Genomic DNA, 12532 nt, shown 5'->3' with positions numbered 1-12532 from the left:
GGCCATGGATCTCGACGCTTTGCGCTACGGGAACTTCTCGCAGCTGCAAGAGGCCATCACCGACTGGGAGGAGATGACCAAGAACCTGGCTGCGCTGAAGGAGGATGCCCAGAGCAACCTGAAGGGTCGCGCAGACAAGGCGGACTGGGCCGGTGTCAACGCTCAGGTGAGCCGGGAGTTCATCGACAAGACCGCGAAGGAGTTCGCGGACGCCCACGCGCAGGCGGATTCCATCACGAAGATCCTCAAGGACACTCGCGGCGAACTCATCGGCTACCGCGATCAGCTGAACGAGACCCTTGAGCGGGCGCCGTACAAGTACTGCACCGTCATCGACACAGGCGGCGGGACCTTCAGCGTCAGCGGTAATCCTCGTCCTGACTGGACATCCGATCCCAGTGGCAACACAAGCGCGGTCAGCCAGGCAGACGTCGATGCCCTTCGAAACGAGATTCAGCGCATTCTCAGCAAGGCGACCGAGAGTGACAGTACTGCGGCGAAGGCACTCGGTCTCCTCGTCCACCAGGCGAAGTACGGCTTCTCGGGCGCCCACTACGAAAACCGGGACGAAGCTGCCCATGCCATTTCGGAGGCCGACCGGATGGCCAAAATTCTCGCGAAGAATCCGCACGACGTGACGAGTACGGAGCTCGCCTCACTCAACTCGACCCTGACCAAGTACAAGAACGATCCTCTGTTCGCGGAAGAGTTCGCCACGCAGGTCGGCCCGAAGAAGGTGCTCACCTTCTGGGCCGGCATCGCCGATCCCTACCAGGGAACGTACGATCCCGACCGCGCCAAGCAAGCGAAGCAACTGCAGAAGAACCTCGGGACCGTCATCGGCCAGGCCACGCTCTCGGACAGCGACAAGATGCAGAGCTGGGAACGGCAGATGATCCGGCTGGTGCCCGACCAGCTCGGGATCGACGACGCGAGCAACCCGACGGGTTACGCGGTCATGAGTAACCTCATGCGCTTCGGCGACTACGACGACCAGTTCCTCAACGACTACGGCGACAAGCTCCTCGCATACGACAAAAAGATGAACGGTCAGGGCATCAACGCCTGGGTCAACAACTTCAACGATGGTGACCTCAATTACTGGGGCTACAAGAACGATCGTGGCCGCGACCCCATGACCGGGTTCCTGGAGGCGCTCGGTCACAATCCGGATGCGTCGACGCAGTTCTTCGCCCAGCCCGATGGCAGCGGTGACACGGTCAACAAGGACGCCGAGGTCAACGAGCACCTGAAGTACCTGACGAAGGAACGGGTCTGGGTCTCCGACGCCACGATGGGAGGCGACCACGACTACGTCGCAGCACGCAACTCACTGGGCCGAGCGCTGGAGGCGGCCACGACCGGCTACTCTGCGGATGCCTCCCCGAAGGACGTCGCGGCGGGTGACCGACGCACCGCGGCCACGGCCGGCGTCATGGAACAGGTCGCCTACCTCTACGGTGGTGAGGACGGCCCGAAGATGCTGCACGATCAGCCCGAACTGGCCGACAGCCTGGGCAAGATGGCCGGCGCGTACATCGATGACATCGACTACGAACTGTCCGGTATCGGGGACCACGGCAAGGACGCCGGTGACTTCCCTGCCCGATATGCCGGACGCGCCCACTTCGGCAACCAGGGAGCCATCGATTTCCTGAGCGTCCTCGGGCAGGACGAGCACTCACACAAGGCCGTGACCGCCGCCCAGCATGTGTACACCTTGAGCATGCTCGACGCCCATCCCCCGACCAGCGATGCCCATATGAACCAGGCGCGGGACATCATGTCGGTGGGTGCGGAAGCCCGCGGCATTCTGGACAATTCCCGCGTGGAGCAGGCGTCAACGACATACGGTGAGAACTCGGACGAAGCCAACAAGGCACTGGGACGATCGGGAGACTGGAAAAAACTCCTGGTCGGAGCAGTAGTCGCTGGTGGAGTCGCCTCCATCCCGCTGCCCGGTTCGACGGCTGCCGCAGTCGTCATCGCCCCCGTTGCGGCGGACACGATCACGAATGCGGCCAACACGCTACTCGGGCACGAGATCGACAAGGCGACCGATGACGCGGAGTCCGACCCTCTGATTCCGTCACAGATGACGAGCCGTGAATTCTACGGCCGAGGGGTCGACGATCTCGGATCGACCTACGATACGTACTTCAAGGACCACCCAAGCGCCAGGGCTGTCGCAGACCAGCAGCAATGGGTCGAAGAAACAAAAGGCAGTTACCTGGGCACCGGCTCCCACGAGAACGACTACCGTGGCCGGCCTCCCTACAAGGACTGAGCAGGGGCGTGAAGTGCTGCGAATCGCAAGGAACGGTACATACGGGACTGCTCTCTCTCTTACGGCTGTGGCGCTTCTTGTCGCAAGTTGCAGCAGTGATCCTGAGCATGAGCAGGCGAAGACGTCCGGTACGTCTGCGAGCAAGGTTTGCGGCGGAGCGCTCGACGCTTCCGCCAGGCAAGCCCTGCGGAATCTGGCCGGTACGGATCAGTTCGACGAGTCCACGGGTGCCGACGGGGCCGGACAGCCTCGTACGTTTTCCGTGCAGAACGCGGTCAGGCACCTGCACGACGAATACCGTCAGCGCGCAGCGTGCTGGGTGTACAGGGCCGGCGACGAGAGCGGGAAGCCCCTTCTTGAAATACGCTTCTCGGCTTCCCAGAGTTACCCCGCACCGCCCGACAGAGAAGTCAGCGGCAGTAAGGTCAGATACCCCGTGGGGCTGTATGCCCAAGTGGGCCGCGACGGAGCTGACCTGTTTTTCCGGTGTCCCACCAGAGCGGAATCAAAAGACGCGTATATCGGTGACACCAAGTACGTGAAAGCGGAACTCTATTCCACTCGTGCCCAACTGCGCGGGGACAGCGTCGACAAAGACCGTATGGTGATCCTCAACTCCGTCTCCCGCGAGGTGGCCCAAGAGGCAGGCTGCGCTTCGGAGGCCGACCTGCCGACCGCGGTTCCCGATGCGTGATCGAGGACGCGGGCGGCGAGGGGGACGCCGGTTGAATACCGCGCAGACCGCCGGGCATGTCGTCGATGACGGCTGGGGCCGCCATAGGCGAGCCGGTGTAACGCTCCAGCCCGGTCCATAGCCCGGGACGGCGCGCGCACAGCCCTGTCCCCTGATCGGCTTCCTGCCGGACACGACAACAGGGTGGGCGCCTCCCGCACACGCCCACCCTGGAGTTGCTTCGTCGCTTCCGGGAGTCTCGGCCTAGCGGAAGTAGCTGGCCGCCTTCTTGTCGCCTTCCATGTACGTACCGCCGGACTGGGCGACGACGTGGCCGATACCGGCCAGCGCCTGGTGGATGTCGTTCGCTTCCTTGTCCCAGTGGTTCAGCTTCTCGTGGAAGGTGTCCTGGGCCTGGCCCTCCCAGTACTGCAGGCTGCTCACTACCAGCCGACGCAGCTCCTGGAGGTCCTGCTCGAGCTGGCTCGCCTCGTTGCCGATCTTGGTCGCCGCGACGTCGAGCCCGTCGTAAGTGACGGACAGACCGTCAGCGTTGTTGGCCATACCTGTTACCTCGTCTCGCTGATGTGGATCCGATGGACGTGCCGGGGTGCCCGGCCGAAGTCCTGGGTGACGACCGGTCAGTAGGAGCTGAGCGGCGACACGGTGGGAGCGCCGTCCCGCACGTCGATCTTGTTGACGGCCGCGCGGACCTCGTCTTCCTTGCTGTCCTTGATGTTGCGCGTCGCGGTCATGGCCTCGATGACGTCACCGAGGATGCCGCCGATGGCCTGAAGGGACTGGTTGATCTCGTATTGCTTCGAGTCGAAGGCGGCACGACCGATACCGTGCCACTGGCCCTCCAGGCCGTCGATCACGCCCTGCAGCCCGTGCACCCGCTTCCGGATGCCGTCGTACTTCTCCAGCATCTGCTTCTGCAGGTGGATTACTGCGGCATCTTCGAGCTTCTGCTTGTTCTCGGCCATCTCAGCCCTTTCTCTGTCTGTCTCGTTGGTCCAACTGTCTCGGCCCACTACCGCACAGTGCGGTACGGCGGCGGGCGCGTACTGCACGCCCTATCCGAAGAGCACAGGGCTACAGACGGCTGACGTCGTCACCTGGCACGTCGCGCCCGCGCGACGGCCAGCCCGCCACCGCCGATCACGACGATTGCGGCCACGGCGCCGAGCACGGTCCAGAGGGTGGTGTTGTCGTTCGACGACTGCGTGCTCGATCCTGCCGCCGAAGTACCGCCGGTAGAACCCTTGTCAGGGGCTTGTGACGGGGTTGATGCGGAGGAGGAAGCCGCGGACGGGGACGAGGAGGGAGACGTGGAGGACGCCGCGGACTTGGCCAGCAGGTCGCCGCCGTTCTCCGCCGCAAGCGGGTCGACATTGGCCGGGCCGGCGTCGTAGTCGCGGTTCGCAAGAACGAGACGGGGTCGAATAAGCCCATAGCCGGCGTACTTGCTCGGGTCGTTCTTTGCCCAGGTACGGCCTGCCGTGTCGATCAGAGCACGGGCTACCTGGTTGACCGTCCAGTCAGGGTGCGCGGACCAGATCAAGGCGGCAGCACCGGAAGCGATTGCGGCTGCCGAACTTGTACCGTTCACGTCGTCGCAGTATGAGCGGAAGTTGGTGTCGCACCACCCCGGAAAACCTTGGCCCGGAGCCGAGAGGTCCACGTAGTTACCGGACGAGGAGAACTTCGACACCGTGAGGGACTTGTCGACCGACGCGATGCCTATCACGTAGGGGAAGGCGGCTGGGTAGCCGATGTTGTCCCCTGATGTCCGACCATCATTGCCGACCGCGGCAATCAGTAGCTTGCCCTTCGAGGCCGCGTACTTGATGGCCTCTTCCACCTTGGGGATCGGTGCCGCCTCACCGAACGACATGCTGATGATCTTCGCATCGGTGTCGGCCGCCGCCCTGATCGCATCTTCAGGTTCGGGGGTCTTCTTCTTCTCTGCGGCCCCGCCCTTCAGACCGTCCAGCTCAATCCGATATGGGACGATCTTTGCTCCCGGCGCCAGCCCCTTGAGGCTGCCACCGGCTCCCGTACCAGCGATCAACTCGGCCATGGTCGTCCCATGACCTTTGTAGTCGGCCGTCGCACGGTACGCCACCGACTTCGGTGTCTCATCAACCAGGACCTGACCCTTGAGCGACGGCGTGTCCGCGTTCACACCGGTGTCAATGAGGGCAACCTTGACGCCCTTGCCGGTGCTGACCTTCCACATCTGTTCGGCCTGCATCGGACCCAGATACCACTGCTTCGCCTGGACATCATCCGCTGCAGCACTCGGTGCAAAGCCCACGGTCGCGGCCACCAGGGCACCGACGGCCGCGCCCACAGCACGCACTCGTCTACCGCTGCGCGTCCCGTAGAGCGTCGTCCACTCGGCTCGTCTGCCCATCCCTGACTTCATCGTCTTCCGTGTCCTCGCTAGCGGTCAGTTCGCCGCCGGCGGCACATCGCGCCGGGGCTTGTCGGGCAGCTGTGACTCTTCCTCCGCGTCCCCGGGCTTTCCCTTACGGCCGGCGCCGCGAACGAGACCGGCACCGCCACGTGTCATACCGCTCCGCTCGGCGCCCGCTGCGGAGTTCCGCGCAGTCGGCTTGCCCGTGACAGCCTCGGACTCACCCGTCCCCGTACGAGAACCGGTCGGCTTCGCACCGGGCCGCGCTGCGGACTGGGGCGCTCCGAATACGCCACGTTGACCGAGCCGACCAGCCGTGGACTGCGAATTGCCCTGAGTCTCCGCCCCGATCACCGTGCCACGTGGAATCCTCGCCGCCTTCGCGGGACCACCGGTGGCCGTGGGGCGCCCCCCGACGACACCGTTGGAACGGCCGGCGCCGGTGGCCGGCGTGGCGTTCGCACGGGGCGTCGTCGTGCCGCCGGGCCGCGGCGTACCACCAGTGACCGCGCGGCCCATCGGCGACGCAGTAGTCCTACCGGCGGGCTGTCCCGTCGACGTGGCACGGCCCATCTGGTTCATGGGCCCTTGTGCCGCGTTGCGTCCGGGGCCCTGGGGATTGGAAAGGCCGGCCGTACCCGCACGCCCCTGAGCAAGGGGAGGAGTACGGTACCCACCCGAACCACTCAGGCTCCGGCCCGATGTCGGGTTGGGCACCGGAACCCGGTAGCCGGCGCCACCCAACGGGTCGGGTTGGCCGCCTGCCGGAAGTGTGCTCGTGACCGGCGGGGTGGGGCCGGTTGTGTGTGTGGTCGTGGGAGGAGGCAGCGTGCCGGTGCTGTCGATGTGCGTGCCGACGGGCGGCTCCTCAGGGAGCGTGACCGCGTGGTTGTCGTGCGTCGTCGGCACGTGAGGCGGGGTGGTGTCTCCGGTGACGTGGTGGGCTACATGGTCGACCCCCACTGCAGTGATGTGATGACCGACGGCGGGCGCCGAGCCCGTGCCCGCATGCGAACCCGTACCGGACGTCGGACGGTCGGTCCCCAGCGAGTTGACGGGCCGCGGCCGAGGCACCCCCACGTCGGGCATCGAAGTGAAGTTCGGCGTCTTGTCCTTGGCGGGCAGGGCCGCCAAGACCTCTTCCGAGACCGCGTAGTACGACGCCAACCTGTTCATCTGGTTGATCGCCTCTTGGCGGTGCTTTTCCACCTGAACGGCGTGGTCGTACTCCGTCTTGTTCGCGGCCTTCTCGGCCTCGGTGAACTTCTCGGGTCGCTTCGGATTCGCCCTGGTGTCGCGAGCCGGCATGCCACCACGCACGGCCGCAAGGCCCACGGCAGCGGCGGTGATCTGGTCACCCGCCGCCCCGGCGAACTCACTCAGATGGTGGGTGTTGGTGACCAGACTTTCGCCCCACGAGCGGAATTGGTCACCCGACACTCCCACCCAGGGGACCTTGTCGATGTAGGCCTTGAGATCGTCGGCGGCCTTCTTGATGGCGTCGCGCGCTTCCCATAGCGCCTTGCCGGAGGATTCGAGATCCTCCGGGTCGGTCTTCTCGACCAGATCGATCATCTGGTTCAGGTCGAGATCGCGCTTGTCGAAGTCCGTCCTGGCGGCGACGGCCCGTCCGAAGGGCGTGGTTTCGACCACGGAGCGCATCATGCCGGTGAGGAAGCCGCCGCGCGGTCCGTCCTCGATACCGCGGACGATGTCCGTCACGGAGTTCTGCTGAGAGACGCGATGCAGATCGTCCTTGTGCTGCTTGTCCGTCATCGTCACGCCTTCGTCTTGGTGCCGCTGCTGGCGTGCTGCTTGTCGTCCGCCCTGGGTTCGAGCTTCTTGATCTCCGCCTGGATCGCCCAGAAGCGCTGACGCTGCTCCTCTTCCAAACTCTCGAAGCCGTTGCGCGCACCGGCGACCGCGATGCCGATCGCCTCGATCTGCAGGTGCAAGCTCTTGGACAGGGTCGTGAGTTCGTGATGGACCCTGCTGTACTGCTTGTACAGACCGTGTGCCTCAGGGAACTCGCTCTCCCCGCCCGACGTCAGCGACGTCGCCCTGATCGTCTGAGCGCCGACCTTCGCCGGGTTGCCCGCGGACCTTTCGAGAGTGCTCAGCACCTCGTCCACTTGGCCCACGAACCTGCCCAGCGCCTCGCCACTGGCCTCCAGGTTCGCCGCCCTGGTCGCCGACACGCCCCCCACCATGTCTGACGGAAGCACGACGCTCCTCCCCGTTTCCCCGTACATCCATCGGCCACTCCGGAGCGAGGGCCGACCAACCGCTCGCCGTACGATCGCAAAGCGAGCCGCGTCTCACAACGCCTTTACCACTCTAGTCAACCCGTCCAACCAGTCCAACCAGGCAGGTGTGTTGACCGGAACTCGCCTCCGGCACAGGTGCCGCATTTCGCCGGGCATGCCGGTCTGTAACGGGTGAACGCGCACGGGCGACGCGGTCGTTCGCCACCACTCCACCTACCAACGATGAGCACACCAGAAAGCATCAGCAGGGCACCCTCATGCGATCTGCATCAAACCTCCACGCCGGAGCGGTGCCGCAGTCAGGTGAATTCACTCGAAGACGTCACTTGGTACGCCGCGCCCTCGTGCCTTTCCTTGCGGACGCTCTCGTCGGAGTTCCGCCTGCCGGTCCGCCCACGGCAGCCTTGGACTTGGTCGACCTGCGCTCCGAATGGAGCGATGCATGTATCGAGGCAAGCGGGGAGAAGCATCTGCTCCCCCTGGCGCGGTCGTCGGGACTGTGGGGCAGCACCATCCGAGAGGGCTTTGCCGCCAGAGGTTCGCCGCCCTGGTCGCGACACTCCCCCACCATGCCTGACGGAGGCGGTCACCGCTCCACTCACACCGTCCAGCCGAGCCTCCGCGAGCTCACGCCGCGCGCGTGGTCGCCCTCCGGCGCATGACCAGTTGGCGCGGGATGTCGCTGAAGAGACCGGCTGCAAGAGGAGTGACCCAGCCAAAACGCTTTCATGCCGTCGGACGCACCCATGCCATCGGTCGCATGACGCCAACCGCCGACCCGGGTACGGTCGGGCCCGGTCCCCACCCGAGGTGCAGGCCATCAGACATAATCCCGTCCCATGACCGTACTGATGCCTGTGCTCATGATCCTGGTCGTGGGAGGGATCTTCGCCCTCGTCATCACCATGATGGTGCGCGCCCAGCGGAACCGGGCGCGCGGCGTGCAGGCGAGAGCCGCAGCGATCCAACTCGCCCAGGAGCGCGGCTACGGCTACCAGCAAGCCGCCTACGGGGTGATCGACGGGCTCTGTGGCATGGCGCCGTTGCCCGTCAGCGGTCACAACCTGCGGGCGGAGCACTACATCACCGGGGAGTTCCGGGGCCGCGGCTTCCGCTGCTTCGAGTACGTGACCGGCACCCTCAACGTCCACGACGGCCCGGGACGGAGCCAGCCCGTCTTCTGGACGGTGTTCGCGGTAGCCGCGCCGGGCCCCGGGCCCGAGATGGTGGTACGGCGGCCGCAGACGCTCGACGGGGTGACACAGCGGGGCCGTGTGGTGCAGCTCGGCGTGCCGGAGTTCGACGAGGCGTTCCGGGTGATCACGGATGACGAGTCGTTCGCCCTTAACGCTCTGACGGGCGGCGTGGTGCCCTTCCTCACCGCGCAGCCACAGTCCGTGCAGGACTTCCCGATCCGGCTGCACAACGACGAACTGCTCACCTGGCGGCGCGGCCGGCTGAGCCCGCAGGACTTCGACGAGCGGCTCGACTACCTGTGCGACGTGCTGGACCGGATCCCACCGCAGGTCTGGTCGGCGGTCTGAGTCCACCGCCCCGGGGTCAGGCGGCTTGGTCCGCCCGTACCGAGCGGACGAACTGCTTGAAGTCGTCCAGCACCGCCGCCATCTGTTCCGGCTTCGCCGTGAGCACCAGCTCGATCACGGCCCGCTGTGACGGACGGTCCACGTCCTCCAGGCCGAGGTAGACCTGGCTCTGCACCAGTTCGAGCGGTTCTCCGTGCAGGGTGGTCGACAGGCGCAGGTTCTGGACGATGCCTGGTGAGTCGGTCAGCCCCGGGATGTCGGGGGTCCCGACCTCTTCCTGCTTGGTGACTTGCACGGCGCCGGCCTGCCCGAGCCGCCGTACGGACTCGTCGGCGATCTGCCGCATGGTGGCGCTGTCGTTGCGCATCCCGCCGGCGATGGTGATGTTCGCCGTGAACCCGTCGATGGAGGCGGGGTGCAGCGCGACGAAGGCCGCATCGGGCGCCCCCACCTCGTCCGGCGGCGCCGACCGCCAGCCGTCCGGCAACGAGAACGAGATCTTGACCGGCAGTGTGCCCGTCATCGTGAACCCACTTCCTTGCTGAGCTTCATCGCCGGCCTAGAACCACTTGCCGAGCGTGTGGTCGTACGCCGAGCCTGCGGCATCGCCGATCGCGTCCGCCGCGTCACCGACCGTGTCGACGACTTCACCCGGATCGACGGTGACCTGGAAGCCCACCTTCCCACCGAGTCCGAGTCCGACACCGACCTCACCGCCGACGTGGTACTTGCCGTCGTCCCCCTTGCCGACGTCGGCGCTGGCGGAGGCCCCCGCGCCGGCCCATGCCTCGCCGGTCACACCGGCACCGACACCGCCCACGTCAGCGGCGGCCGACCCTTCGGCCTTCGCGCCGGCGAAAGCCTCCGCGCCCCCGTGCAGGCCGTCCTTGCCTATGGTGGCCTTCGCTTCGGCGTTGGCCCCCACCAAGGCGCCGCCCTGGGCCTGGAGACCGAGAATCCCGTACTCGGCCCTGCCGCCGACCTCGGCCTTGGCGAGGTACAGGCTGGCCGTCCCCTTCACCTCCAGGTTCCCGTCGGTGACGCCGGCGACCGCGGAGGCGTCATAGCCGAGCAGCGAGACGCCCGCGTTGCCGGACAGCTTGACGCCGCCGACCGTGGTCTCGCCCTTGGCGTCCGCCGACCAGACATTGGAGCCACCGCTGAACTCGGCGATCTTCACCGACCAGCTGACCTTCTTCGGCGCGTCGGGATCCTCCGACGTGGCGTTGGGGGCCTGGTAGCCCCATTGCCGCTTCCGCTTGTCGGCAGGGTTGTTGCCGTACTGCCACAGCTCGTCTTCTTTGACGGTGGTCTGGCCGAGCCCGAGCTCCTTGGCGAGCTGTCGCGCCTGGGTCAGCCAGCTCGGGCTGTCCTTGGCGCCGCCGGACAGCTTCTCCAGCTTGGACGACAGCGTTCCGGCCTCGTGTTCCAGCTGGGTGCGCGCGGTGCCGAGGACCTGCTGTGCTCCCGCGTGGTCGCCCTTGTCCCACTTCTCTATCGCGTCGGCCGCCTGTCCCTGTGCCCAGTGGAGCACGCTGGTGTACGACTTGATGGCACCGGCCGCACCTGCCATGTGGTCGGAGGCGATGTACCACTTGCCCTTCTCGCCGTCCAGGCTCCTCCAGAACGCGTCGCTGGCCTCTCCGTGCCAGCCGGGGACCTTCACGTCCCGCAGATTGGACCCGACCTTGTCGAACTTGTCGGACCAGTGCTGCATGGTGTCTGCGAGCTCGGTCAACGCGTGTACGTCACCAGGAATGAGCTCCTTGGGGTCCTTCGTCGACCCGAGTGCGGCTGCCACTGCTTCCCCGCTCTTGCCTTACTTGCCCTGGTTCGTCTTGACGGAGTTGGCCGCGTCCCGGACCTGACCGTCCGTGTCCGTCAAGGTGCCCGATGCCGAGATCAGCCCGGCCGCACGCCGGGCCGTGCTGCCACTGAGGAGCTGCGCGCCCGCCTGCCAGGTCGCGCAGAACGCCACGAACGACGAGGACGCCGACGAATGCCCGAAGGACGAACTCCGTCCTGCCGACTCCTCCAAGTCGAAACCCTCGGTCGGGCGCAGGGCCTCGGTGACGTCTTTGGCGCCCTTTTTGAGAATCTGTGAATCCGCACCCAGATCCGGGTCACCCATGGCCGTCCTCCCCATCTTCAACTCCTGCCGAAACGCTGGCTATTGGCGTACGCAGTGATCGGCGCGCGAAGTGTAGCATCGGCACTCACGAGCATCAGAAGGCGAACTCAGCGATGAACTTCGAGGACCTGCCGCATCCGGCGAAACGACGCGACGTGGTCATCGTCAACGACCGGGAGATACCACGTCGTTACTTTCTCCTGGCCGCCGCAGGTGTCTTCGTTCTCTTCGGCGGCGCTTTCGGTGGGATCGTCTGGGCGAGCTGGTCCGACGCCCAGGAGGACTCCCTCGGCGACGACGAGGCGTCCGCCCTCGTCTCCCTCGCGCAGCGGCGGGGGTGGACGTACCGGGCGCGGGTCGCCGGAGGCGCCGATCGCTACGAGGGCGCAGCTCCCTTTCCTGACGTGTCGTCGGGACTGAGCGCCTGGAACTGCGTCGACGGCCGGCATCGAGGCCGCAGCATTCGCTGCTTCGAGTACCGCGATGTGCGGACCGTCCAGTCGGCGGGCCCCGGGCGCTCCCTCACGAAGACGTCGTACTACGGCGTCTTCTCGGCCACCGCCCCGGACACCGCCCCGCGTCCCGCGCTCCGCGCAGCGGACGCCGAAAGGCCGCTGCGATTCGACAGGGGTGAACTCATCACGTGGACCAAGGGTCGGCTCCGAGAAGAAGACGTCCTGCCGAGGCTCAATTACCTGTGCGATGTTCTCGACCGCGCACTAGTTTCCCGGTGATGATTTCCGGCAGACCAAGTGAAGGGCCGAGCAAGGGGAGTGGAGGATTCATGAAGCTTTCCGGGTGCCAGTATGATTCCGCCGTTCTCTCGTCCTGCACCCGGAATGGAGCCCCTTATGGTGATAGCCCGCGCGTCCGCGGCAGCATGGAGTCTTTCGGCTGTGGCCGCCGGTGTGCTGCTCGTCGGCTGTTCGGGATCGGTCACCGTGGAGAAGTCCGAACCTAAGATCTCCGCCGGCAAGCTGGCCGACACGGTGTCCGGGAAGCTCGCGGCCCAGACGGGTCGGCCGAAGCCGGACATCACCTGTCCGGAGGACCTCACAGGCAAGGTCGGCGCCACCACCCGTTGCACGCTCACCGCCGACGACGGCAGCACGCTGGGCGTGACCGTGACCGTCTCCTCCGTGAAGGGGAGCCAGATCGGCTTCGACATCAAGGCCGACGACAAGGCCTCCCCGCCGGCGAGCTGACGC

General features: G+C 66.1%; 13 protein-coding genes. 5 read left to right on the top strand and 8 right to left on the bottom strand.

The features are described 5' to 3' along the window. Nucleotides 1–4: 4 nt before the first annotated feature. Both AB0947_RS17485 and AB0947_RS17480 read left to right on the top strand, forming a co-directional pair. Nucleotides 5–2287 (top strand): DUF6571 family protein, encoded by a 2283-nt coding sequence (locus AB0947_RS17485; protein WP_366751192.1) that lies wholly within the window; start codon nucleotides 5–7, stop codon nucleotides 2285–2287. A 67-nt stretch (nucleotides 2288–2354) separates the two neighbouring features. Further along, on the top strand, nucleotides 2355–2981 hold the full coding sequence (locus AB0947_RS17480) for a hypothetical protein (RefSeq protein WP_366751191.1): 627 nt from the start codon (nucleotides 2355–2357) through the stop codon (nucleotides 2979–2981). Between the two features lie 243 nt (nucleotides 2982–3224). On the opposite strand, the gene AB0947_RS17475 is transcribed toward AB0947_RS17480, so the two are convergent. From AB0947_RS17475 to AB0947_RS17455, 5 genes are all read right to left on the bottom strand, one after another. Further along, a complete protein-coding gene (locus AB0947_RS17475) occupies nucleotides 3225–3524 on the bottom strand; it encodes a WXG100 family type VII secretion target (protein WP_171152320.1) in 300 nt (99 codons plus the stop codon). Nucleotides 3525–3601: 77 nt separating this feature from the next. After that, on the bottom strand, nucleotides 3602–3946 hold the full coding sequence (locus AB0947_RS17470; RefSeq protein WP_030657588.1) for a WXG100 family type VII secretion target: 345 nt from the start codon (nucleotides 3944–3946) through the stop codon (nucleotides 3602–3604). Nucleotides 3947–4074: 128 nt separating this feature from the next. Beyond that, nucleotides 4075–5217: a S8 family serine peptidase gene (locus AB0947_RS17465; protein ID WP_366751217.1), complete on the bottom strand. Its 1143-nt coding sequence runs from the start codon at nucleotides 5215–5217 to the stop codon at nucleotides 4075–4077. A 198-nt stretch (nucleotides 5218–5415) separates the two neighbouring features. Then, nucleotides 5416–7158 carry a hypothetical protein gene (locus tag AB0947_RS17460; RefSeq protein WP_366751190.1) on the bottom strand — a complete coding sequence of 581 codons (1743 nt, stop codon included), beginning with the start codon at nucleotides 7156–7158 and terminating at the stop codon, nucleotides 5416–5418. Between the two features lie 2 nt (nucleotides 7159–7160). Then, nucleotides 7161–7580, bottom strand: a complete 420-nt coding sequence (locus tag AB0947_RS17455; protein ID WP_366751189.1) for a hypothetical protein — start codon at nucleotides 7578–7580, stop codon at nucleotides 7161–7163. 908 nt (nucleotides 7581–8488) lie between these two features. Here AB0947_RS17455 and AB0947_RS17450 point away from each other — a divergent pair. Next, nucleotides 8489–9193 carry a hypothetical protein gene (locus tag AB0947_RS17450; protein WP_366751188.1) on the top strand — a complete coding sequence of 235 codons (705 nt, stop codon included), beginning with the start codon at nucleotides 8489–8491 and terminating at the stop codon, nucleotides 9191–9193. Nucleotides 9194–9209: 16 nt separating this feature from the next. On the opposite strand, the gene AB0947_RS17445 is transcribed toward AB0947_RS17450, so the two are convergent. From AB0947_RS17445 to AB0947_RS17435, 3 genes are read right to left on the bottom strand one after another with little or no spacing between them, the layout of a single operon-like run. Then, nucleotides 9210–9716, bottom strand: coding sequence for a hypothetical protein (locus AB0947_RS17445; protein WP_366751187.1), 507 nt, complete (start codon nucleotides 9714–9716; stop codon nucleotides 9210–9212). Nucleotides 9717–9752: 36 nt separating this feature from the next. Next, nucleotides 9753–10994, bottom strand: a complete 1242-nt coding sequence (locus AB0947_RS17440) for a putative T7SS-secreted protein (RefSeq protein WP_366751186.1) — start codon at nucleotides 10992–10994, stop codon at nucleotides 9753–9755. Nucleotides 10995–11012: 18 nt separating this feature from the next. Further along, nucleotides 11013–11324 (bottom strand): hypothetical protein, encoded by a 312-nt coding sequence (locus AB0947_RS17435; protein ID WP_366751185.1) that lies wholly within the window; start codon nucleotides 11322–11324, stop codon nucleotides 11013–11015. A gap of 113 nt (nucleotides 11325–11437) precedes the next feature. Here AB0947_RS17435 and AB0947_RS17430 point away from each other — a divergent pair, with 113 nt between their 5' ends. Both AB0947_RS17430 and AB0947_RS17425 read left to right on the top strand, forming a co-directional pair. Continuing rightward, the gene (locus AB0947_RS17430) at nucleotides 11438–12058 is read left to right on the top strand and encodes a hypothetical protein (RefSeq protein ID WP_366751184.1); all 621 of its coding nucleotides are present in this window, start codon (nucleotides 11438–11440) and stop codon (nucleotides 12056–12058) included. Nucleotides 12059–12175: 117 nt separating this feature from the next. Further along, nucleotides 12176–12529, top strand: a complete 354-nt coding sequence (locus tag AB0947_RS17425) for a DUF4333 domain-containing protein (protein WP_366751183.1) — start codon at nucleotides 12176–12178, stop codon at nucleotides 12527–12529. Nucleotides 12530–12532 lie beyond the last annotated feature (3 nt).

Source organism: Streptomyces sp. NPDC047841, from assembly GCF_040704085.1.
In the GTDB taxonomy this organism is placed as follows: domain Bacteria; phylum Actinomycetota; class Actinomycetes; order Streptomycetales; family Streptomycetaceae; genus Streptomyces; species Streptomyces argyrophylli.
This window is presented reverse-complemented; position numbering and strand designations above follow the sequence as displayed.

What these genes read in the sequence shown, in the direction of transcription:
- AB0947_RS17465 (WP_366751217.1), bottom strand. Translation starts at nt 5,217, where the DNA reads ATGCAGGCCGAACAGATGTGGAAGGTCAGCACCGGCAAGGGCGTCAAG.
- AB0947_RS17435 (WP_366751185.1), bottom strand. Translation starts at nt 11,324, where the DNA reads ATGGGTGACCCGGATCTGGGTGCGGATTCACAGATTCTCAAAAAGGGC.
- AB0947_RS17445 (WP_366751187.1), bottom strand. Translation starts at nt 9,716, where the DNA reads ATGACGGGCACACTGCCGGTCAAGATCTCGTTCTCGTTGCCGGACGGC.
- AB0947_RS17425 (WP_366751183.1), top strand. Translation starts at nt 12,176, where the DNA reads ATGGTGATAGCCCGCGCGTCCGCGGCAGCATGGAGTCTTTCGGCTGTG.
- AB0947_RS17430 (WP_366751184.1), top strand. Translation starts at nt 11,438, where the DNA reads ATGAACTTCGAGGACCTGCCGCATCCGGCGAAACGACGCGACGTGGTC.
- AB0947_RS17470 (WP_030657588.1), bottom strand. Translation starts at nt 3,946, where the DNA reads ATGGCCGAGAACAAGCAGAAGCTCGAAGATGCCGCAGTAATCCACCTG.
- AB0947_RS17450 (WP_366751188.1), top strand. Translation starts at nt 8,489, where the DNA reads ATGACCGTACTGATGCCTGTGCTCATGATCCTGGTCGTGGGAGGGATC.
- AB0947_RS17460 (WP_366751190.1), bottom strand. Translation starts at nt 7,158, where the DNA reads ATGACGGACAAGCAGCACAAGGACGATCTGCATCGCGTCTCTCAGCAG.
- AB0947_RS17475 (WP_171152320.1), bottom strand. Translation starts at nt 3,524, where the DNA reads ATGGCCAACAACGCTGACGGTCTGTCCGTCACTTACGACGGGCTCGAC.
- AB0947_RS17485 (WP_366751192.1), top strand. Translation starts at nt 5, where the DNA reads ATGGATCTCGACGCTTTGCGCTACGGGAACTTCTCGCAGCTGCAAGAG.